Annotated in this window: 14 protein-coding genes; 8 read left to right on the top strand and 6 right to left on the bottom strand. The window is 68.8% G+C overall.

Annotated elements, in window-relative coordinates:
* Nucleotides 1-178: 178 nt before the first annotated feature.
* On the bottom strand, nucleotides 179-1,960 hold the full coding sequence (oxc, locus tag ASF58_RS20960; protein WP_055957090.1) for an oxalyl-CoA decarboxylase: 1,782 nt from the start codon (nucleotides 1,958-1,960) through the stop codon (nucleotides 179-181).
* 618 nt (nucleotides 1,961-2,578) lie between these two features.
* Between oxc and ASF58_RS20955 the strand changes: the two genes are divergently transcribed.
* Nucleotides 2,579-3,271, top strand: coding sequence for a GntR family transcriptional regulator (locus ASF58_RS20955; protein ID WP_055957088.1), 693 nt, complete (start codon nucleotides 2,579-2,581; stop codon nucleotides 3,269-3,271).
* Nucleotides 3,272-3,307: 36 nt separating this feature from the next.
* On the opposite strand, the gene ASF58_RS20950 is transcribed toward ASF58_RS20955, so the two are convergent.
* Both ASF58_RS20950 and ASF58_RS20945 read right to left on the bottom strand, forming a co-directional pair.
* On the bottom strand, nucleotides 3,308-4,348 hold the full coding sequence (locus tag ASF58_RS20950) for a sensor histidine kinase (RefSeq protein WP_055957087.1): 1,041 nt from the start codon (nucleotides 4,346-4,348) through the stop codon (nucleotides 3,308-3,310).
* Nucleotides 4,335-5,882, bottom strand: coding sequence for an ATPase domain-containing protein (locus tag ASF58_RS20945; protein WP_055957084.1), 1,548 nt, complete (start codon nucleotides 5,880-5,882; stop codon nucleotides 4,335-4,337). Before ASF58_RS20945 ends, ASF58_RS20950 begins: the two co-directional genes overlap by 14 nt.
* Before the next feature lie 270 nt (nucleotides 5,883-6,152).
* Between ASF58_RS20945 and ASF58_RS20940 the strand changes: the two genes are divergently transcribed.
* The 5 genes from ASF58_RS20940 to ASF58_RS20920 all read left to right on the top strand — a co-directional run bounded on the left by ASF58_RS20940 (nucleotide 6,153) and on the right by ASF58_RS20920 (nucleotide 11,258).
* Nucleotides 6,153-7,247 carry an OpgC domain-containing protein gene (locus ASF58_RS20940; RefSeq protein WP_055957082.1) on the top strand — a complete coding sequence of 365 codons (1,095 nt, stop codon included), beginning with the start codon at nucleotides 6,153-6,155 and terminating at the stop codon, nucleotides 7,245-7,247.
* Nucleotides 7,211-8,170 (top strand): GDSL-type esterase/lipase family protein, encoded by a 960-nt coding sequence (locus tag ASF58_RS20935; protein ID WP_055957080.1) that lies wholly within the window; start codon nucleotides 7,211-7,213, stop codon nucleotides 8,168-8,170. Before ASF58_RS20940 ends, ASF58_RS20935 begins: the two co-directional genes overlap by 37 nt.
* 129 nt (nucleotides 8,171-8,299) lie before the next feature.
* Nucleotides 8,300-9,610 (top strand): oligosaccharide flippase family protein, encoded by a 1,311-nt coding sequence (locus ASF58_RS20930; RefSeq protein WP_244477432.1) that lies wholly within the window; start codon nucleotides 8,300-8,302, stop codon nucleotides 9,608-9,610.
* On the top strand, nucleotides 9,607-10,758 hold the full coding sequence (locus ASF58_RS20925; protein WP_055957078.1) for a GNAT family N-acetyltransferase: 1,152 nt from the start codon (nucleotides 9,607-9,609) through the stop codon (nucleotides 10,756-10,758). The genes ASF58_RS20930 and ASF58_RS20925 overlap by 4 nt, the downstream gene beginning before the upstream one ends.
* Nucleotides 10,759-10,838: 80 nt before the next feature.
* The gene (locus tag ASF58_RS20920) at nucleotides 10,839-11,258 is read left to right on the top strand and encodes an FKBP-type peptidyl-prolyl cis-trans isomerase (protein ID WP_055957076.1); all 420 of its coding nucleotides are present in this window, start codon (nucleotides 10,839-10,841) and stop codon (nucleotides 11,256-11,258) included.
* 51 nt (nucleotides 11,259-11,309) lie between these two features.
* On the opposite strand, the gene ASF58_RS20915 is transcribed toward ASF58_RS20920, so the two are convergent.
* The gene (locus tag ASF58_RS20915) at nucleotides 11,310-12,386 is read right to left on the bottom strand and encodes a PAS domain-containing protein (protein WP_055957074.1); all 1,077 of its coding nucleotides are present in this window, start codon (nucleotides 12,384-12,386) and stop codon (nucleotides 11,310-11,312) included.
* Between the two features lie 1,174 nt (nucleotides 12,387-13,560).
* Here ASF58_RS20915 and ASF58_RS20910 point away from each other — a divergent pair.
* Nucleotides 13,561-18,426 (top strand): NAD-glutamate dehydrogenase, encoded by a 4,866-nt coding sequence (locus ASF58_RS20910; RefSeq protein WP_055957174.1) that lies wholly within the window; start codon nucleotides 13,561-13,563, stop codon nucleotides 18,424-18,426.
* A gap of 61 nt (nucleotides 18,427-18,487) precedes the next feature.
* Here the strand turns inward: ASF58_RS20910 and ASF58_RS20905 are convergent, their stop codons facing one another.
* Nucleotides 18,488-19,969, bottom strand: coding sequence for a PAS domain-containing methyl-accepting chemotaxis protein (locus ASF58_RS20905; protein ID WP_055957072.1), 1,482 nt, complete (start codon nucleotides 19,967-19,969; stop codon nucleotides 18,488-18,490).
* 556 nt (nucleotides 19,970-20,525) lie between these two features.
* Between ASF58_RS20905 and rpsU the strand changes: the two genes are divergently transcribed.
* A complete protein-coding gene (gene rpsU / locus ASF58_RS20900) occupies nucleotides 20,526-20,840 on the top strand; it encodes a 30S ribosomal protein S21 (protein ID WP_055957071.1) in 315 nt (104 codons plus the stop codon).
* Between the two features lie 141 nt (nucleotides 20,841-20,981).
* Here rpsU and ASF58_RS20895 read toward each other — a convergent pair whose 3' ends face one another.
* Entirely contained in the window at nucleotides 20,982-21,374 is a 393-nt protein-coding gene (locus ASF58_RS20895) for a response regulator (protein WP_055957069.1), read from the bottom strand.
* Nucleotides 21,375-21,484: the final 110 nt, after the last annotated feature.

The raw sequence follows: 21,484 nt of genomic DNA, 5'->3' as shown, positions 1-21,484 counted from the left end.
CTCACCTATCCGGGAGACTTCAGCGCGGGCATTCGGCGAAATGACGATCGCGGGAGGAGGCCCTCCCGCGCGGCGTTGACAGCGCCGCCCTGGCCGGAGCGTACGGAGCCCCCCAGGAGAGGCCGCGCCGTGCCTCCGGAGACGAAGCCGATCTCCGGAGGTGCTGCCGTCCGTCAGCTCAGGCAATCTTCTTACGGACCACAGTGCTTGTCGGGTTCAGGCTGCCGATGTTGCCACTCTCAGTGCCGGCGGCGGGGTCGATAACGGCGTTGATCAGGGTGGGCTTGCCCGAATCCATCGCCGCGTTGACCGCCTGTGAGAGCTCGTCCGGCGTCGTGACGTGGACGCCGACGCCGCCGAAGGCCTCCATCATCTTGTCGTAGCGCGAATCTTTCACGAACACCGTGGTGCCGGGATCGCGGCCGGTGGGATCGGTGTCGGTGCCGCGATAGATGCCGTTGTTATTGAAGACCACGATGCAGACCGGCAGATCGTACCGGCAGATCGTCTCGACCTCCATACCGGAGAAGCCGAAGGCCGAGTCGCCCTCCACTGCGAGGACCGGTTTACCGGTCTCGACGGCGGCCGCCACCGCGAAGCCCATGCCGATGCCCATGATGCCCCAGGTGCCGACATCCAGGCGCTTGCGCGGCTGGTACATGTCGATGATGCCGCGGGCGAGGTCGAGGGTATTGGCGCCCTCATTGACGAGGATCGCGTCGGGCCGCTCCTTGATGATGGTCCGGAGTGCGCCCAGCGCTCCGTGGAAGTCCATCGGAGCCGAATTCTTCTTCAGCTTCGAGGCCATCTTGGCGAGGTTCTCCTCCTTCTTGGTCCGGATCGCATCAGTCCAGGCCGTGGGGGGCGCCTGCCAGTTCTGGCCCATGCCGTCGAGGAGAGCCGTGACGCAGGAGCCGATGTCGCCGACCACCGGAGCGACGATTTCGACGTTCGAGTCCATTTCCTTCGGCTCGATGTCGATCTGGATGAACTTCTTCGAGCCGGGGGCGCCCCAGGTCTTGCCCTTGCCATGTGAGAGCAGCCAGTTCAGGCGCGCACCCACCAGAAGGACGACGTCCGCCTCCTTCAGGACGAGGGAGCGGGCCGCGCCGGCCGATTGCGGATGGGTGTCGGGGAGGAGGCCCTTGGCCATGCTCATCGGCACGTAGGGAATACCGCTGCGCTCGACGAGGTTGCGGACCTCCTCGTCGGCCTGGGCGTAGGCGGCGCCCTTGCCGAGAACGATCAGCGGACGCTTGGCGCCCTTCAGCACGTCGAGCGCACGGGTGATGGCACTCGGGGCCGGCAGTTGCGCTGGAGCGGCGTCGATCACCTTAACCAGGGACTTGGCGCCGGCCTCGGCGTCCATGACCTGGGAGAACAGCTTGGCGGGCAGGTCGAGATAGACGCCGCCTGGGCGGCCTGAGACGGCGGCGCGGATGGCGCGGGCAACGGCGATGCCGATGTCAGCGGCGTGCAGCACGCGGAAGGCGGCCTTGCACAGGGGCTTGGCGATGGCGAGCTGATCCATCTCCTCGTAGTCGCCCTGCTGCAGATCGACGATCTCGCGCTCGGAGGAACCCGAGATCAGGATCATCGGGAAGCAGTTGGTGGTGGCGTTGGCCAGCGCCGTCAGACCGTTGAGGAAGCCGGGCGCGGAGACGGTTAGGCAGATGCCGGGCTTCTTGGTGAGGAAGCCCGCGATCGCGGCGGCGTTGCCGGCGTGCTGCTCGTGGCGGAAGGAGATGACGCGCATGCCGGCGGCCTGCGCGAGGCGGCCGAGATCGGTGATCGGAATGCCGGGCACGCCGTAGATGTTGTCGATGCCGTTGAGCTTCAGCGCGTCGATGACGAGGTGGAAGCCGTCGATCTGCTCGCCCGCGTGATCGGACGTGACACCAACGCCGGTGGCGACGTCGTGGACGGCCTGCGTGGATTCTGAGCCAGCGGTTCTATCCATGGTGTTTCCTCCATCTGGGGCGCTTCTTGTTGGATGGCGCGCCGTTCTTGGTCGTGTTCGAACGTATGAAGCCGTCGTTTGACTGACTATTTCCGAGTGGCTCGGGTTTTCAGCGTAAGGTGACGACCAACCTGTCAGCATCCCTGCGGCTGATATTCAAGACATCTCAAGATTTGCTCAGACGTAGGCTGTCAAACCAAAATTATATCAATTCGTGCTGATCGATCGCTCGGGGATCGGTCTGCGTTACGCGAGGATCTGATCGAAGGATTGTGTTGAGTGCAGTGCTGACAATCCCAATCATCCAGTTGTCAGTCCAAGAATGGTGGCATACCAAATACCACGTGTCAAACTGGATCTGGGTGAATGGTTTGGGCTTGGGATCGCTCTCTGTCGCTCTGCACCGGAACGGAAAGCCGATGCGCCGATCGATACGGGCAGCCGTTCGTCGTCACAGCTTGGTGAGTCGACGTAGCTATGTTGTTGTTGCAGGGGGGATATTCAAATCTTGTCCCGGGTCAAACGCTCAGGTTTCCTTGTGTTCCGAGAGCGGGTTCGGCATGTTCCGGACCAAATTGACGGTGCCTCAGCGTCCTACCGATCGTTCCAGGTGTAAGCATGGTTGAGTCCACGACCTTTCAGATCAAGCCGCTCGCCGCCACGTCGAGCTTGCGTGCGCTTGCCTACGATGCGCTGAAGGAAGCCATTACCAACATGAACATCTACAGCCAGCGCGACGAGGTCAGGCTCGACGAGCGCAAGCTGTCCCAGGATCTCGGTGTCAGCCGCACTCCAGTCCGCGAAGCCCTCACGGTTTTGGAGCAGGAAGGTTTCGTTCGGTTCGAAGCCCGCCGCGGCGTCTTCGTGATCAAGAAGTCGAAGAAAGAGATCGTTGCGATGATCCAGGCTTGGTCAGCCCTGGAGAGCATGGCCGCACGGCTCGCCTGCGAGCACGCTACCGACGAGCAACTCGGCTGCCTGCGTATCCACTTCCCCGAATTCTACGAGGGGCGCCCAACCGATCACATGGATGAGTACTCGGATGCGAACATCCGGTTTCATCAGAAGATCATCTCGCTCGGCGGTTGCGACGTGATCAAGGACATCACCAGCAACCTGCTGATGCATGTCCGCGGCATCCGAAACACCGCCCTGCGCCAGGGCGACCGTGCAGCGAACTCAATCAAGGAGCATGTTGAGATCATCCAGGCCCTTGAGGCACGAGATGCTGAGCGCGCCGAACGCCTCGTGCGCGAGCACGGCCTGGGCCTCGCCCGCCACGTCGAGAAGTACGGCGACTACCTCGACTGAGGAGGTGAGGACGCTGGTCTCTGAGATTGCGGTTTCTCAGTAGCTCGGGACCAGCCGTTCCTCCGGCAGCGGCGCTTCCATATGGAAGTGCAGTCCGCTCGCTGCATAGTCGATAGCCACGGTAGCGTTACACTGCTGTGCCAGGACCCGCTGAAGCAGAGTCGAGCCGAAGCCCTTGCGCTGCGGCGGCGTCACCGCCGGCCCACCCGACTCCGTCCAGTCGAGGGTCAGGCGCCGTCCGGTGTCACCTGCCAGGACATCCCATACGATCGTGATCCGGCCGCCCGGTTCAGAGAGCGCTCCGTGCTTCGCCGCGTTCGTGGTCAGCTCATGGAACGCCATTCCGGTTGGGACGGCGAGGTCCGCTGCCAGCTCGATCACTGGCCCCTGGAGGTGGATACGTTGGCTCTCTGCATCGTTGTACGGGCTGAGCTCGTTCTCTAGCAGCTCGTGCAGGGGAGCGGTCTGCCAATAATCCTCAGTGAGGAGTGTGTGGGTTTTGCCCAGCGAGACGATCCGGTTGGAGAAGGACTGGTAGAACGTTTCTACATCATGGGTGGACCGTGCTGTGGCGCCGAGCAGGCCCTGCACCGTGGCGAGCGTGTTTTTCACACGATGATGAAGCTCTCGAATCAGCAGGGCTTGACGTTCATGAGTCTTCTGGCGCTCGTCCAGGTGGGCCGCCACCTCCCACTGTCGGCGACGGGCGCGCAGGGCGGAACGTACCGCATTGGCGAGCACCGCCGGATGGAACGGCCGCTCCAGCAAGGTCACGTTGCCGAGTAGGCCGTTCAGGCGTTCGTCGGGCGAGGCGCCGCGATGGCTAAGCAGGAGGAAGGGAAAGTCGGACCAGGGGGGTTGTCGCTCGGACCATTCGGCGATCGCCCGTCGGTCCGAGTGCAGGAGAGCCTCTTCGGTGATCACCGCGCAGGCCGCAACATCCAGGTCCGCTACCAGGTCCGCCAGGTTCGCCTTGATCCGCGAATTGATGCCGACCTCAGCCAGGATCGCGGCAGCGATGCGCGCGTCGCGTCCGCCCGGTGCCAGGATCAGCGCGATGGGATCAGGCTGCGCCATGGGAGCCGGTCTGACTGCCGGTGATCTGCGCCGATGAAGTGGGTCGGTCATCAAGAAGATCGGCGCGGTCGCCCTCGAAGGTCGGCACGCCGGTGAGCACGCCACGAAAATCCTTGAGCACCTCTCCCACCCGAAGGCCCTGGGAGTCGATCCGGAACTCTCGGATCGTGTCCTCGTGCGGACCGGTGCGCTTCTTCAGGACCGAGAGGGCGCGGCGCACATGGCCGCCCGCCTCGAAGAAGCGGAGCATCACCACTGTGTCGCTGACATAGGTGAGATCGACCGGCGCCTCCATCCGCCCCACCATCCCGTGCTGGGCGAGGACTAGGATCGTCACCACACCCTGCTGGTTCAGATAAGTTGTCATCTCGTGCATCTGCAGCACCAAATGCGGCTGCCCACTCATCGCGCTCATGTAGCCTGTGAGGCTGTCGATCACCACGACCCGCGCACGATCGGTCTCGACCGCGTCGCGGATCCGTCCGGCGAAATCGCCCGCCGAGACGTCGGCCGGGTCCATCTGTTCGATCCGTAGGCGGCCGGATTCAATGTGGTGGCCGACCGCAAAACCGATCCCGGAGGCCCGTCGCTGAAGGATCCCGACGGTCTCGTCGAAACTGATGATGAGCCCGTGCTCGCCTCGATCGAGGGCGGCCATCAGGTAACCGAGGGCGAGGGTCGACTTACCGGCACCCGAAGGGCCGATGATGAGGCTTGTGGTGCCCCGGTCCAAGCCGCCGCCGAGGACCGCGTCGAGTTCCGGAACCCCGCAGGCAACAGTCTCGGGCTCGAATTGAGCATGGTGATCCGCTGCTACGAGGCGGGGGAAGATGCGAACCCCGCCACGTCTCAGCACGAAGTCGTGGAAGCCGCTCTCATAGGAAGTGCCGCGCATCTTGATAATGTGCAGCCGACGGCGTCCGGCGCCGTAGGTCGGTGTCACTTGTTCGAGGCGGAGAACCGCGTGGCTGATGGAATGCAGGTTAAGATCGTCGTCTTCAGAGCTGAGATCGTCGAGCATCAGCACGGTGGCGTTGTTGAGCAGGAAATAGCTCTTCAGCGCCAGCACCTGCCGCCGATATCGCAGTGAGCCCTGCGACAGCAGGCGGATTTCCGACAAGCTGTCAAATACCACCCGGACTGGGTTGACGCGCTCGATCTCGGCGAGTGCCATCCGGACCGTTTCGCCCAGTTCCAAGTCGGATGAGTGGATAAGGCTTTGCTGCTGCTCCGAATCCAGGCTGAGCTCCGGCGGAACCAACTCGTAGATTTCGACCCCGTCCAGGGACCAGCCGTGGCGCTCAGCGACCGACAGAAGTTCGCGCCGGCTCTCCGAGAGGGTGATGTAAAGGCCGCGCTCGCCCCGCTTCAGGCCATCGAGAAGAAATTGCAGCCCGAGGGTCGTCTTGCCACTGCCCGGCCGCCCCTCGATGAGATGAGCCCGCTGCGCCGCGTAGCCGCCGTGAAGGATCTCGTCGAGGCCCGGCACTCCGGTCGGGATCGGCGCGGCGTCGCCGGCGACGGGGGTCTGCATGGATAGATCCGCAACGTGAAAACCGCGTCCATCATAGGTGGGGCGCCCCTCGGCGTCGCCGGTATTTATGCCACACCGCCGGGGTATGAACCCCGCTGTACGTCCACGATGCCCGCAGCGGTTTGCAAGATCGACCTTCGTCCATCTCCGCCAAGGTTGCCCTTTGCAGAACCGCGAGGGCACCGTATCAGGGCCGGCCCTTGCCGCGCGGCCGCGAGATACAGCCCGCCTCGCATCTTTCCTTTCGAGCTACCGGAGTGCGGAGCCCCGATGCGCGAACCGAACGCGGTGGATTTCTGGCGGGGCCTGGCCCTCGTCACGATCTTCGTGAATCACATTCCCGGCAACACCTTCGAGCGCTACACGTATTCGCAGTACGGCATCTCGGATGCCGCCGAGCTGTTCGTTTTCCTCGCCGGCTGGTCGATCGGGATCGCCACGCGCAATCGCGACGGAAGCCCCGAGCCGCGGCTCAAGACCGTGCTGAGGCTTATGTCGCGCACCATCGAGGTCTACCGCGCGCAGATCACCACGATGGCGCTCGCCCTCGGCATGATCGCCGGCACCGCTTTGGTGCTCGACAACCCGTTGCTGCTCGAATGGCACAATGCCGGAAGCTTCTTCGCGGATCCGATCCAGACCATGGTCGGGTTCGTGCTGCTCACTCATCAACTCGGCTTCTTCAACATCCTGCCGCTCTACGTCGTGCTCCTCGGCATCGCACCCGTCTTCGTGCTGATCGGGCGGGTGAGCCGTCTCGCCGCCCTGTTCCTGTCTTTCTTGCTCTATGCCTCGAGCTTGGTGTTCGAGTGGAACGTGCCATCCTGGCCGGGGGAGGGCGATTGGTTCTTCGATCCGCTCTGCTGGCAGCTTCTGCTGGTTCTCGGCTTCACCATGCAGGACTGGAGCCGGACCTCGCCCTGGCTGAAGCGCTGGTCGCGTCGGCTCCTACCGGCGGGAGTGGTCATCGTTCTGACCGGCATCGTCCTCTCGGTGCTCGAACTACGGCCTGATCCGCTCCTCGTTCCCGATCCGCGCCTCGTCTTCACCTTCGACAAGACCTACCTGTCCCCGGCGCGGGTCATCCACTTTCTCGGCGTACTCCTCGCTTTCCAGACCCTCTACGGGTTCCTCGCTCCGCGGCTCGGATGGATCACGGCCTTCCTCGCTAGTCTGGGACGAAATTCGCTTGCGGTCTTTTCCATCGGCTCACTGCTCAGCCTGGCCGCGCAACTCGTGCGCTTCTGGACTGGCGGCGGTGTCGTTGTTGACGTTTTCGTCGTAGGGTCCGGCCTGTTCGCACTGGGTTTCACCGCATGGTTCGTCGAATGGCGCTCCCGAAAGCCGCGGGTCTCCTCGCCCTGAGCCTGGCTCTCCTCTGCCCGTTCGGCGGAGACAGAGCCTGGGCGCAGGAGCCGGCGGCCCATCAGGACCCCGCGAAGGTGGGAGCTCCGCCCCCGACTGTGGTCTCGCCTCCGAGCGTCTCCGCTGGTCAGGGGCCGGACGCAGAGGCGGTCGACGTGACCCTGTCGCCGGAATGTCGGGTGCCGGGCTCGAAGCTCTACACTCTGGCTCGCCTCGGCGCGGTCAAGGCTGCGCTGAAGGAAAAACGCCCGGTCCGCGTGCTCGCCATCGGTGCGTCGACCATGGGACTCGGATCCTCCGCCACCTACCCGGTCAAACTGGAGACCGCCCTCGAGCGCTCCCTGCCGGATGTCGACGTGGTGGTGGAGAGCCGGGGCTTGCAAGGCGAGATCGCGTCGGGGGCGGGCGAGCGCCTGCGCAGCATGGTTGCGGAAGTGGAGCCCGACCTCGTCATTTGGCAGGTCGGCTCCCACGATGCGCTTGCCCGGGTCGATCTCGATGCCTTCGGCACGGCCCTTGACGAGACCGTGCAATGGATCAAGGGGCATGAAATCGACGTCGTGCTGGTCAGTCCGGTCTACACCGCGAGCCTTGCCTCGGACGACTATTACACCAGCCTCGTGCGCAAGGTGCAGGAGGTCGCCTTGCGCGAGGGCGTACCACTGGTGCAGCGCTACGAGGCCATGCGCTATCTCGCGCGCCGCAACGACAAGGGCGAGGGGCATCTCCTTGGCAGCCAGTTCCGGCTGAATGATCTTGGGCTGCGCTGCATGGCCGAACACGTCACCCGCGCCATTACCCTGTCGCTGCTGCAGCCGGATCCAGCCTCGACGGGCAGCGCCGGGCGACCCGCCCTGACCTTGGCGCCGCCGAAGGAATCTGCCGGGACCAAGCCATCTGCGACGGCGCCCGCCGGGCCCTGAACCAAAGCCTTAACCGCTCGGCTTAACCGCGCCGCAATGGCGAAGGCCCTATACCGGCCTGGATCGGGCGGGGGCCATTCGGTGAGCATAGCGACGGACAGGATCGGAGCCACCGGTGCATGGAGCGCGCTGACGCGTCTGCGCGGCGGTGCCGCCGGTGCGGCGATCCACGTCTTCGCGATTCGCATCGGCGCCGCCGGCTTCGCCTATGTCGGACAGGTTCTGATGGCGCGCCTGATGGGCGGCACTGAGTACGGGATCTTTGCAGCGATCTGGGTCTGGATCGCGATCCTCGGTCATTCGGCCACCCTCGGCCTGTCGCAGGGCGCCTGCCGGTTCATTCCAGCGGATCAGGCCCGGGGTGACCTCGCTGCCGTCCGGGCCTACCTCATCGGCGGTGCGACCGTCACGCTGGCGAGCGCTCTGGCCGTCGCCCTCGGCGGTCTCGCCCTGGTCTGGGTGGAGGGCTCCCTGCTGGAGGGGCCCTATGCCGCCCCGCTTCTCGTGGCAGCGCTGGTGCTACCGCTCTTCGCGCTTCAGGATTACTGCGAGGGCGTGGCCCGCGGTCAGAACTGGGCCGTGCTCGCCATCGCGCCGCCGTACCTGCTGCGGCAGGGCCTGATCATGGCCGCCATGCTCGCGGCTGTCGGGTTCGGGGCCCCGGCGGAAGCGCGCGTCGCCGTCCTGTGCACCCTCGTGGCGACCGGAATCGCCGTGTCGATCCAGGCCGCCCTGCTATTGCGACGCCTCCAGGCGATCTTGCCCACGGGACCGCGCCGCTATGCCTGGCGGCGCTGGTTGCGCGCCTGCCTGCCGATCGCGGGAAGCGATCTCGCCACGTCTGCGGCCAGCTTCATCGACGTCGTCGTGCTGAGCCTTCTCGTTCCACCCGCCACGGTGGGATTGTACTTCGCCGCGACCCGGATCCAGCAATTCGTGGTCTTCGTTCATTTCGCCGCCACGGCCGCCACGGCGCAGCGCTTCACCGCGGCCCATGCGGCCGGGGACCGGGCGCGGCTCGCCGATCTGATCGCGCTGCAGGCGCGTCTTACCCTGGCGGCCACCGTCGTGATCGGAATCGCCGTCCTCGCGGCCGCGCCCCTCCTGCTGGGCCTGTTCGGCCCCGAATTCCGAGACAGCCTACCCCTCCTCGCTGTCCTCGTCGCCGGCAGTGTCGCCGCCAGCGCCTTCGGTCCGGGCGAGGACCTGCTCAACATGCTGGGCGGTGAGCGCCTCGCCGCCGGGGTCGCCGTCGGCATGTTGGGTCTGGCCGGTGGCCTCTGCTTCATCCTGGTCCCGATGCTCGGGGTGATCGGAGCCGCCGTCGCCATGGCTCTCGCGACCGTGGTGCGAGCCGCTGCCATGGCCTGGGCGGCGCACGCGGTGCATGGTCTGGTCACGCCGGTCCGGATCGGTCTGTTCGGGAGATGGGGTCGATGAGCGCCGCTCACGCCCGGCGGATCGCGCCGGCCTACACACATGCGATCACGACGCTCGCGTCTCTCGGGCGCGAAGCGGCGGCCTGGGACGACCTCTCGGCGCGTGCGGGGGATGCCCATCCCTTCTTCGGTCGACACGTGATGCAGGCCCATCTGGCGAGCGGTCTGGCGTCGTCGGACCTGCGGGTCGTCGTCGTGCGTGGGCCGGAGCGCCTCGAGGCGGTGCTGCCGTTTCGCCGCTCCTACGATATCTGCGGACTCGGACGATCCGTGCTGTTGCCGTTCGTGTCGCCCTTCATCACCGCGTCCGCGCCGCTGGTGGCCGCGGGCCCGGACAGGCCCGCGATTCTGACCGCCCTGGTGGAGGGTCTTGCCGCCGCTTCCGGCGGGCGGGCATGGCGCTGGCCGCTGCTCTCGGTCGAGGCGGCGCCGGGCCAGGACCTGCTCGCCGCGATGGCGGAGGCCGGGTGGGATCTCGGCGAGGTGGCGCGGTTCGCCCGTCCGGTCCTCCATAGGCGCGCCGATCATGCCGCTTTCCTGGCCGGGCATCCGCATCCCTCGCGGCTCAAGGATCTGCGTCGCCGGCAGCGCCGCCTCGCCGAGGGCGGTGTGATGAGCCTTGAGACCGTGACGCAGGGGCCGGCTCTCACCCGCGCGGTGGAGATTTTCCTCGACGTCGAGGCCGCCGGATGGAAGGGAGCCGCCGGTAGCGCCATGGCCTGCCGTACGGCGCATGCGGCCTTCGCCCGCGCGGTCTTCCGGGCCGAGGGAGGTCCCGTCGGCATCCGGGCCGACATCCTGAGCCGCGATGGAACGACCCTCGCCGTCAGCCTCGCCCTGGTGGCGGGGGGAACCGCCTACCTCCTGAAGACTGCCTATGACGAGACCGCCCGGGCCTTCGCGCCGGGCCTCGTCCTCGAGGCGGAGATCGTGCGGGCGCTGCATGCCGACGGTTTCGCCGACCGCCTCGATTCCGCGACCCTGGCCGGTTCCGCCCTGGAAAGCCTGTACCGCGAGCGCGATACCGTCGCGGAGGTCATCGCGGTGCCGGACGGGGCACGAGGGCTGATTGGGCTGGAGCGGCGTCTCCGGCTCGCCCGCTTCGAGGAGACGGCCCGGGGCGAGGCGCGCCGGCTGCTGCGGCGCTGAGGGCGGGTGCCGAGCGGGATTGTGACGTCCTGGCGAGTCCGTGCTACTGCGCCGCCTCGGCATGCCAGACAGGACCTACCATGCGCCGTCCCCTCTATGCCCTCACCGGAGCCTTGATCCTCGCCATGACTGCATCCGCATCCGCCGAGACCATCACCACCCCCTCGGGCCTCCAGTACCGTGACGAGGTCGTGGGCACCGGCCCCGAGCCGAAGGCCGGCCAGAAGGTCAGCGTCCACTACACAGGCTGGCTCGACGACGGTGGCAAGCCGGGCAAGAAGTTCGATTCCTCGCGGGATCGCGGCACGCCCTTCACCTTCACCCTCGGCGCCGGGCAGGTCATCGCCGGCTGGGATACGGGCGTCGCCACGATGAAGGTCGGCGGCAAGCGCACGCTGATCATCCCGCCGGACCAGGGCTACGGCCCGCGCGGCGCCGGCGGCGTGATCCCGCCCAACGCGACCCTGATCTTCGACGTCGAGCTTCTCGGCGCCCGCTAGTATACCACGCCGGTCGCGTCGAGGTCGCGCGACCGGCGGCCCCGTGCCGCCTCAGTCGGCGGTGTCGGGTCGGGACTCCCGTTGCGCCTCGGGCGCGACCGGCCGGAAGACCAGGCCGACCTCGCCGGACAGGCGCGCGACGAACGTGATGCCGGCGGCTTCCAGCGCGTTCCGGATGGCGGCGCGCGTCCGCGGCCGCAGCGCGGCACCGCCGCTCTCCTCGAATCGCTTGATGCTGGAGCCCGAGACCTCGGCGGCCGCCGCGAGGTCCGGGATCGACCAGTTGAGCATCGCCCGGGCGCTCCGGATCAGCGGCCCCGAAATGTCGAACAGCGCCAGGTCCCGGGGCTGGGTCATCACGCTGGCCGTGCTGGTCATGTCGATGACGAGGCCGATCCACTCCCGGACCGAGCGGTCGGGATTGAGCACCGGGACGGCCCGGCTGCTGACCCAGCGGTAATCCCCGTCGGCGCGCCGCAGGCGGTAATTGGCTTCGTAGGGTTCCTGCCGGCGGAAGGCCGTCGCCCAGGCGCTGGCCGCGCGCTCCCGGTCCTCGGGATGGATCGCCGAGGCCCAGCCGCCGGCATGCCACTCCTCCGGGGTCTGACCCGTCAGGGTGCACCAGCTCGGGGACGGCTGATGGACCCCGTCCGGGCTCATCAGCCAGACCACGGCCGCGATCGCCTGGACCAGACCCTCGTAGCGCGCCTGGTTGCGCAGGACCGATTGCGTGGTCTCATGCCGGCTGGTGACGTCCACGATCAGGCCGTCGGCCCGGACCGGACGGGAATCCGCCCCCAGCACCACGTTCCCCTTGAACTCGACCCAGCGCACGGTTCGATCCGGCCGAACGATCCGGAATCCGCGGTCGACCGGGATCCCGGTCCGCAGCGCGGCCGAGACCTCCTCGAAGATCGGGCTGTCCTCGGGATGGACGAGGGCGCGCAGCGCCTCCATCCGGGTGGTCTGCTGGGAGAGGCCGGTGAGCCGGGCGACGCCGTCCGAGAGCGAGAGCACGCCCGACCGGAGGTCGATGGACCAGAGCCCGATCTGCGCCAGTTCCTCGACCAGCCGGAGAATCTGCGCGAGCGAGGCGGGAACGGGCTGACGCGGTTCCTCTCTCGGCACAGAAATTCCGGAACGGATCAGACTGGCGGAAAACAAGGAATCATCTCTCATGACTACGTAAGTGCAGGCACACGTTGCCTGCACCTTGCTGGATTATGAGAGCCCATCGCGGCAAGTCCAGTTAAAAGCCGGGGCGCTACATTAAAAATCATTCACAATAGCTCTGATATGCTACAAGACCGAGGAGGTGTTGCCGCGCCGCAGAGGCGTTTCCCGGCCGCAGCATTGCCGCGGAGCGACGCGCTCGGCCTGAGCCGCAGGCGCCATGCCCTTGGATGTTTGTCTTCGATCGCAACGCGATACGCCGACGCGACGGCTGCCGGACCCGTCCCGGAGCCGCGTCCGCCCGGTGGCTGGTCCTGAACCGGCTCCCTTGCGTGCAGAGCCGTACGTCTGCTCCCGCCCCTTGCCGGAGACCGGGCTGCGCGCTCGGCGCGGGGTCGAATCGGGTCGGAGTCGGGCGGTGCATCGGGGGACGCGGTGTCCGCCCGATCGCGGTCGCAGGAATTCTCTCCTCGGGTGATCGCAAGCTCTTCGCGTCTCCCAACTTTCGCGGACGGATGAAGCCTTCGCAGACAGTCGGACATTGTAGTTGCGTGAAAATGACCATCTTCCAAGACTGAAAATGGCCGATAAAACCCTGGGTTGTCTTCAAGAATTCGTGAGAATTCGAGAATAGAGGACGGGAATAGCACGCATGGATAGGGTCGTTCGTCGCGGGTCGACTTGCCGGACGAGCCCACGCGTCGGGCTGTGGGACCCGCCCCGGATGGCCCGGATACGCTTCAGGCTTCGCGGGCGTGCTTCGGACCGCCTGCTCCAGACCGCTTGCTGCAGACCGCGTGCCGCGGCCACGGCCGCTCTCGGGCCGCACCCGTGCCGTGCGCGGCCCACAAAGCCTGACATCGACCGCCGGTCGTAGCCGCCCGGGCCCGATCCGGCCGTCCGGCCCTGGCAAGAGCCGGAGGCCGATGCTCAAGTGGGGCGCGGCGGCCACCGCGGGCGAATCGCGGGCCGGCAGAGAGATCGGCGACCCGACGATGCGATCCAGCCCCCGTCCCCCCGCCTCCCTCCGCCCAACGGGCCGGCCCCGCCCGAACGCCGCCGCGGCCTGCCGGGAGCGGGACCAGCCCCGCGCGAGCGCGCCGACGCCCGCCGCAAGGACACGATGACCATGGCCCTGGAACGGAACGCCGCCCTGTCCAGCCCCGAGGCCCGGGGTGCCCGCACGGACCTTCTCGGCGCCGCGGCCGACCGGGTCGCGGAGCAGGGCGGCCCCGGCGGCTTCGTCACCGACCTGTTCGGGCGCGTGCCCCCCGAGGACCTCGCGCCCTACACGGCGCAGGATCTCGCCGATCTCGCCCTGGCGGCCCGGGGGCACCTCGCCGCGCCCCGGCATCCGGGCGCAGCCGCCAACCTGTCCGTCAGTGACCGTGCCGTTCTGCGCGAGGGACGGATGCGCGACCTGACCATCGTCGAAGTCGTCAACGACAACCGGCCGTTCCTGCTCGATTCCGCCCTGGCCGAGCTGACGGAGCAGGGGTTGGCGCCCCACCTCGTCGCCCACCCGATCCTCGGCGTCGAGCGCGACGACGCGGGCGCCCTGGTCCGGGTTGTGGGGGAGACCACCGCCGACACGCAGGCGGGGTTCGCGCGGGAGAGCTTCATCCACATCCATCTCGACCGGCTCGATGCCGGCGAGGCCCGCACCCGCCTCGTCGAGGGCCTGGCCCGCGTGTTCCACGACGTCGCCTTGGCCACCGACGACCAGGACGCCATGGCCAGCCGGCTGGCCGGCCTCGCGGAGGCCTACGCCGCCGCCCCGCCGCCCCTGCCGTCGGAGGAGGTCGCGGAGGCGCGCGCTTTCCTGGCCTGGCTCGGCGCGGGGCACTTCACGGTGCTGGGCCTGCGGGAGCACAGCCTCTCCGGGGCGGAGCATGCCCTGGTGGAGGGCTCGGGCCTGGGGTTGCTGCGCGATCCGGCGGTGGCGGTGCTCCGGCGCGGCGGCGCCCTCGTGGACATGACGCCGGAGATCCGCGCCTTCCTCGAGGGTCCGCAGGCCCTCATCATCACCAAGGCCAGCGTGAAGTCCCGGGTCCACCGGGCCGCCCATCTCGACTACATCGCCTGCAAGCTGTTCGGCGCGGACGGCCGCCTGACCGGCGAGGTCGGCATCGTCGGCCTGTTCAACGCGAGCGCCTACACCCTGCCGACGCGGGAGATCCCGTACCTGCGCGAGAAGGTGGCGCAGGTGGCCCTGCGCGCGGGCCTCGATCCCACGAGCCATGCGGGGCGCGGCCTCCTCGACGTGCTGGAGACCTACCCGCGCGACGACCTGTTCCAGATCGACGCCGACCGGCTCTACCGCTTCAGCCTCGCCATCGCCCACCTCGCCGACCGGCCGCGCCTGCGGGTGCTGTCGCGGCCCGACCGCTTCGGCCGCTTCGTCTCGCTCCTCGTCTACGTGCCGAAGGACCGCTACGATTCCACCGTGCGGGCGCGGATCGGCGCCTACCTCGCCAGCGAATACGGCGGCCGGGTCTCGGCGGCCTACCCGTATTTCCCGGACGGGCCGCTCGCCCGCACCCATGTCATCATCGGCCTGCCCGAATCCGGCGCGCCCGAGCGCGATCCCGCCGCCCTGGAGGCCGGCATCGCCGCCCTGGTCCGCACCTGGGGCGACGAATTGCGGGCGGCCCTCGCCGAGACCCTGGACGGCGCGGAAGCCCGGATCCTGGCCGCCCGCTACGGCGAGGCCTTCTCGGCGGCCTATCGCGAGAGCTTCGCCCCCGCGGTCGCCATCGCCGACATCATGACCCTGGAGCGCCTCAGCCCCGAGCGGCCCCGGGCGGCCGATATCGGCCGGCGCGCCACCGACCCGGAGGCGCAGATCCGCCTGAAGGTGTTTTCGCGGGGCGCCTCGCTCTCCCTGTCCGAGCGGGTGCCGGTGCTCGAGAATCTCGGCTTCCGGGTCGTCAACGAGCGGACCTACCGCATCCTGCCCCCCGGGGCCGACGAGGCCGGCCGGGTCTGGCTGCACGACATGCTGCTGGAGCGCGCCACCGGCGCGGCCATCGATCTCGGCCGTCTCGAGACCCTGCTGGAGGAGGCGCTCCTGGCGCTCGGCACGGGGCTCGCCGAATCCGACGGCTACAACCGCCTCGTGCTGGAGGCCGAGCTGCCCTGGCGCGACGTCGCCCTGCTGCGCGCCCTCGGCCGCTACCTGCGCCAGCTCCGCATCCGCTACGGCCAGGACTACCTTGCCGCCACCCTCAGCGCGCATCCGGGCGTCGCCCGCGCCCTGGTCGCGCTGTTCCGGGCCCGGTTCGACCCGGCCGCCCCCGGCGACCGCGAGGCGGCCCAGGCCGAGATCCGCGCCGGGATCGAGACGGACCTCGCCGCCGTGACCAGCCTCGACGAGGACCGCATCCTGCGCCGCTTCGTCAACCTGATCGAGGCGGCCCTGCGGACCAACTTCTTCCAGGTCGCCCCGGGCGGCGGACGCCGGGAGGCCATCGCCTTCAAGTTCGCCTGCGCCAAGGTCAGCGGCATGCCGCTGCCGCGCCCGTTCTTCGAGATCTTCGTCTATGCGCCCCGGGTCGAGGGCGTGCACCTGCGCTTCGGCTACGTCGCCCGCGGCGGCCTGCGCTGGTCCGACCGGCCGGAGGATTTCCGCACCGAGGTGCTCGGCCTGGTGAAGGCCCAGCAGGTGAAGAACGCCGTGATCGTGCCGGTGGGCGCCAAGGGCGGCTTCTTCCCCAAGCGCTTGCCCCCGGCCTCGGACCGGCAGGCCTGGATGGCCGAGGGCACCGAGAGCTACCGGATCTTCATCCGCACGCTGCTCGAACTCACCGACAACATCGTCGGCGACGCCATCGTGCCGCCGGCCGACACGGTGCGGCACGATTCCGACGACGCCTATCTCGTAGTGGCGGCCGACAAGGGCACCGCCACCTTCTCGGACATCGCCAACGCCCTCTCGGCCGAGCGCGGCCACTGGCTCGGCGACGCCTTCGCCTCGGGCGGCAGCCAGGGCTACGACCACAAGGGCATGGGCATCACCGCCCGCGGCGCCTGGGAGGCGGTGAAGCGCCACTTCCGCGAGATGGACATCGACACCCAGAGCGACCCGATCACGGTGGCGGGCGTGGGCGACATGTCCGGCGACGTCTTCGGCAACGGCATGCTGCTGTCGCGCGCCCTGCGCCTCGTGGCGGCCTTCGACCACCGCGACATCTTCCTCGACCCGAACCCCGACGCGGCCGCGAGCTTCGCCGAGCGCCGGCGCCTGTTCGACCTCGGGCGCTCCTCCTGGCGCGACTACGACGCCGGCCTGATCTCGCCCGGCGGCGGCCTCTACGCCCGCAGCCTGAAGACCATCCCGCTCTCGCCCGAGATCCAGGCGGTGCTCGGCCTCGCCCAGGACACGGCGACGCCGGCGGAGCTGATGCAGGCGATCCTGAAGGCGCCGGTGGACCTGCTCTGGTTCGGCGGCATCGGCACCTATATCCGCGCCGCCGCGGAATCCGACGAGGAGGCCGGCGACCGCGCCAACGACGCGGTGCGCATCACCGGCGCGATGGTCCGGGCCAAGGTCATCGGCGAGGGCGCCAATCTCGGGGCGACCCAGCGCGGGCGCATCGAGGCGGCCCGCAACGGGGTCCGCCTCAACACCGACGCCATCGACAACTCCGCCGGGGTGAACACCTCCGACGTGGAGGTGAACATCAAGATCGCGCTGATGACCCCGGAGCGCGACGGCCGCCTCGACGGGCAAGCCCGCAACGCCCTCCTGGTGGCGATGACCGACGAGGTCGCCGCCCTGGTGCTGCGCAACAACCAGCTCCAGACCCTGGCGCTCTCCCTGGCCCAGCACCGGGGCCTGCCCGAGACGGGCTTCGCCATGCGGACGATGCAGGCCCTGGAGGCGGAGGGGCGCCTGGACCGCGGCGTGGAGCTGCTGCCGGACGATGCCGCCATCGCCGAGCGGATGCGCCGGGGGGAGGGGCTGACCCGGCCGGAATACGCGGTGCTCCTCGCCTACGCCAAGCTCGCCCTCTACGACGCGCTCCTGGCCAGCACGGCGCCGAACGACCCCTATTTCGACCGGGAGCTGCAGCGCTACTTCCCCGCCGCCCTGCGCCAGCAATTCCCCGACGCGGTGAACGGCCACCGCCTGCGCCGGGAGATCATCAGCACCGCGCTCTCCAACATCATCGTCAACCGCGGCGGGCCCTCCCTCGTCACCCGCCTCGTGGAGGAGACCGGCGCCGATGCGAGCGCCATCGCCAAGGCCTACGCCATCACCCGCGACGCCTACGGCCTGATGGAGCTGAACCTCGCCATCGACGGGCTGGCCGGCGCCATCGCCGGGCAGGCGCAGATCGCCCTCTACGCCGAGGTGCAGGACCTGCTCGTGGGCCGGATCGTCTGGTTCCTGCGCAACCTCGACCTCTCGGGCGGCGTCGCCCCCATCGTCGCCCGCTACCGCGAGGGCATCAGCGCCCTGCAGGCGGCCCTGCCGGAGGTGATGGGGGAGGCGGTGAACGGACAGCTGGCCGCGCGCGAGGCCGAACTCGTCGGCCTCGGCATGGCCGCGGCGCCGGCCCGCCGCCTCGCGGCGCTCACCGCCCTGACCTCGGCCCCCGACATCGTCCGGATCGCCGAGACCGGCGGCGGCGCGATGCCCGACATCGCCGCGACCCACTTCGCCCTGGACCGGGCCCTCCGGCTCTCCGAACTCGCGGCGGCCGCCCGGGCGGTCGCCACCGGCGACACCTACGACCGCATCGCCCTGGAGCGGGCCGTCTCGACCATCGCCACCGCCCACCGCCGGCTGACCGCCGAGGTCATCGGCACGGTGGGGGCCGGGCCCGAGGCGGTGACGGCCTGGAGCCGGAGCCGCGGCGCGGCCCTCGACCATGCCCGCGCCACCCTGGAGGCGGTGACGGCCTCGGGGCTCACGGTCTCCAAGGCGACGGTGGCGGCGAGCCTGCTGGCCGACCTGGCGCGTCCCAAGGGGGCGCCGGCCCAGGGCTGAGCGCCGGCCCAGGGCTGAGCGCCGGCCAAGGGCTGAGCGTCGGCGCGGGGGCGGGCGGCCCCTAGCGGGCGAGGACCCGGGCGGCGTCCTTGGTGGTCTCCACCGCGCGGGAGACCTGGCCGATCGAGTGGCCGATCGCCTGGATGTTCTGCGAGATCGCCGCGACCGCGCTGGCGGCGTGCTGCATGTTGCCCGACATGTCCTGGGTGACGACGCTCTGCTCCTCCACCGCCGCCGCCGTGCTGATGGCGTAGTCGCGCATCTGCGTCACGGAAAGCTGGATGGTCTGGAGCGACTCGCCGACCTGCTTGGACACCGCCTGCACGTTGTCGATCTCGCCGGTGATCTGCTCGGTGGCGCGGGCCGCCTGGTTGGCGAGGTTCTTCACCTCCTGGGCCACCACCGCGAAGCCGCGGCCGGCCTCGCCGGCCCGGGCCGACTCGATCGTCGCGTTGAGCGCCAGCAGGTTGATCTGGCCGGCGATGGTCTGGATCAGCCCGACGATGCCGCTCATCGCGCCGGCGGCCTGGGTCAGCTTCTGGGTCGCCTCGGCGGCGGCGACGACCTGGCCCTGGGCCGCCTCGGTGGCGACCCGCGAATGGGCCATGCTCTGCGAGATCTCGGCGACGGAGGCGGCGAGTTCCTCGGAGGCCGCCGCCATGGTCTGGACGTTGCTGGAGGTGGTGCTCGCCGCCGCGTCGGCCTCCCGCGTCTGGCTGTTCGTGAGCAGCACCGCGCCGTCGATCTCGCCGAAGTTCTGAGCGATCAGCCGGCGCAGGTCGTTGAGAAGCGTCACCTGCGCGGTGATGTCGGTGGCGAACTTGACGATCTTGTAGGGGTGCCCGCTGGCATCGAGGATCGGGTTGTAGGAGGCCTCGATCCAGACCTCGCGCCCGCCCTTGGCGACGCGCTTGTACTGGGCGGCCTGGTAGGTGCCCTGGCGCAGCCGGTCCCAGAACTCCGCATAGGCCGCGCTGTCGCGCTCGCCGGGCTCCACGAACATCCGGTGATGCCGGCCGACGATCTCCGGCAGGGTGTAGCCGACGGCGGCGAGGAAGTTCGCGTTGGCGTCGAGGACGGTGCCGTCGAGGTTGAAGGAGATCACCGCCTGGGCCTTGTGCAGGGCGGCGAGCTGGCCCTGCACGTCGGCGTCCTGCCTCTTCTGCTGCGTGATGTCGGTGGCGAACTTGACCACCTTGTAGGGCTTGCCGGCCCCGTCGAGGATCGGGTTGTAGGAGGCCTCGATCCAGACCTCGCGCCCGCCCTTGGCGACGCGCTTGTACTGGGCGGCCTCGTACTCGCCCCGGCGCAGCTTGGCCCAGAACGCGGCGTAGGCGGCGGTGTCGCGCTGGGCGGGCTCGACGAAGAGGCTGTGATGCTGCCCGCGGATCTCGGCCAGGTCGTAGCCGATGACGGCGAGGAAGTTCGGATTGGCACTGATCACCGTGCCGTCGAGGTTGAACTCGATGATGCCCTGCGACTTGTCGAGGGCCGCAAGCTTCGCGTCCGTCTCGGCGGCCGACTTCTTCCTTAGACCCAGCATCGAACGCCCCAGAATCAGAACCCCGGACGGGTTCAGGTCGCAGCATTCGATCGTCGCACCGGATGATCCTGCCTGCTGCGCAGAGAAACTGCGACACAAACATTAAAGATCGGAAAATCCGCGCAATCCGGCCGACGATTGGGCAACCATTCGCGCCCCGCACGAAGCAGGTTCTCCGCGCGAAACCTCGGGAAGGCGCGCGTCATCTTATGGAGCGCCCATCATTGCCGCACCGGACGCCGGCGACCACTTCGGAATCCTTGGGGCAGGCGCGCCCGGTGCTGCGTGCGTCTCTGGGGCGACAAGGCGCGCGGTTTGTCCCGCCGCCGCCGCGATAATGCGCCCCGGCCGCGGCAAGGCGTGTTGGAACTCGCGGGCGGTTGGTGTATGAGCCTGCCCCAAGTGCAGTTTCTGCGCCGATTCGAGGCCGTCTGACGGACGTCCCGCCCGGGTGAAATCCTGGGTCCGGGACGTTTTGCAGTTCGCGTCGCGGGGCTCCGGGAGGGTCTCAGGGTCGGCGCCGCCCAACAAACATCGTTTCAGAGGATTGAAACCGTTGCAGGTACTCGTTCGCGACAACAACGTCGACCAAGCCCTCCGCGTCCTGAAGAAGAAGATGCAGCGCGAGGGCATCTTCCGCGAGATGAAGCAGCGCAAGGCCTACGAGAAGCCTTCCGTCCGCAAGGCTCGTGAGAAGGCCGAGGCCGTGCGCCGCGCCCGCAAGCAGGCCCGCAAGACCGCGATCCGCGAGGGCCTGATCGCCGCGCCGAAGCCGAAGCCCCGTTTCGGTGCCGGTGCGCCGCGTCGTCCGGGCGGTTCGCCGTTCGCCCCGACCGCTCCGACCGTGCTGCCGCCCGCCGGCAACGCCTGACTCCAGCCGCGCGGAATTTTCGCGCGCGGACTCCCGGCGGACGACGGCAGCGCGAAATCGCGCCCGTCGCCCGTCATCGCCTACGAAAACAGCCCGGTCGCTCAGCGGCCGGGCTGTTTCGCGTTGAGCTGGCGAGACCCGTCAGGCGGCCCGGGCCGCCACCGTCGCGTGCTCGGCCTGGACCAGCACGTCGAGGGCGCGCCAGGGCTTCTGCATGTAGACCGCCTGGGCCGGCAGGGCCTCGCCGCCGCGGGCGTCGCCGCCGGAGGTGAGGACGACGCGGACGTCCGGCCAGCGCCGCTCGACGGCGCTCGCCAGGGCGATCCCGTCCATGCCGGCGCCCAGCCGGACGTCGGCGAAGAGCAGGGCGACGTTGCCGCCGGAGCGCTCCAGCACCGAGATCGCGGCCTCGGCCGTGTCGCAGGCGATGACGTCGAGGTCGCTTTCCTCCAGGACGGCGGTCGCGAGGTTGCGGACATCGGCATCGTCCTCGACCACGAGGGCGATCGGGCAGGGGGCGTGTGAGCGATCCATGAAGTCTCCTCAATCGGGCATCGGGCGTGGCGAACGCGGGGAATGGACGGGCGGGACGCGATACGCGGGCACAGGCCAGCCGTGTCCGGCCCGGCCTGATCCTTTCGGGG

The organism is Methylobacterium sp. Leaf125, assembly GCF_001423085.1.
Classification (GTDB): domain Bacteria; phylum Pseudomonadota; class Alphaproteobacteria; order Rhizobiales; family Beijerinckiaceae; genus Methylobacterium.
The sequence above is the reverse complement of the archived record's forward strand: the minus strand, read 5'-3'. Positions and strand labels throughout refer to the sequence as shown.

What these genes read in the sequence shown, in the direction of transcription:
- oxc (WP_055957090.1), bottom strand. Translation starts at nt 1,960, where the DNA reads ATGGATAGAACCGCTGGCTCAGAATCCACGCAGGCCGTCCACGACGTC.
- ASF58_RS20955 (WP_055957088.1), top strand. Translation starts at nt 2,579, where the DNA reads ATGGTTGAGTCCACGACCTTTCAGATCAAGCCGCTCGCCGCCACGTCG.
- ASF58_RS20950 (WP_055957087.1), bottom strand. Translation starts at nt 4,348, where the DNA reads ATGGCGCAGCCTGATCCCATCGCGCTGATCCTGGCACCGGGCGGACGC.
- ASF58_RS20945 (WP_055957084.1), bottom strand. Translation starts at nt 5,882, where the DNA reads ATGCAGACCCCCGTCGCCGGCGACGCCGCGCCGATCCCGACCGGAGTG.
- ASF58_RS20940 (WP_055957082.1), top strand. Translation starts at nt 6,153, where the DNA reads ATGCGCGAACCGAACGCGGTGGATTTCTGGCGGGGCCTGGCCCTCGTC.
- ASF58_RS20935 (WP_055957080.1), top strand. Translation starts at nt 7,211, where the DNA reads ATGGCGCTCCCGAAAGCCGCGGGTCTCCTCGCCCTGAGCCTGGCTCTC.
- ASF58_RS20925 (WP_055957078.1), top strand. Translation starts at nt 9,607, where the DNA reads ATGAGCGCCGCTCACGCCCGGCGGATCGCGCCGGCCTACACACATGCG.
- ASF58_RS20920 (WP_055957076.1), top strand. Translation starts at nt 10,839, where the DNA reads ATGCGCCGTCCCCTCTATGCCCTCACCGGAGCCTTGATCCTCGCCATG.
- ASF58_RS20910 (WP_055957174.1), top strand. Translation starts at nt 13,561, where the DNA reads ATGGCCCTGGAACGGAACGCCGCCCTGTCCAGCCCCGAGGCCCGGGGT.
- ASF58_RS20905 (WP_055957072.1), bottom strand. Translation starts at nt 19,969, where the DNA reads ATGCTGGGTCTAAGGAAGAAGTCGGCCGCCGAGACGGACGCGAAGCTT.
- ASF58_RS20895 (WP_055957069.1), bottom strand. Translation starts at nt 21,374, where the DNA reads ATGGATCGCTCACACGCCCCCTGCCCGATCGCCCTCGTGGTCGAGGAC.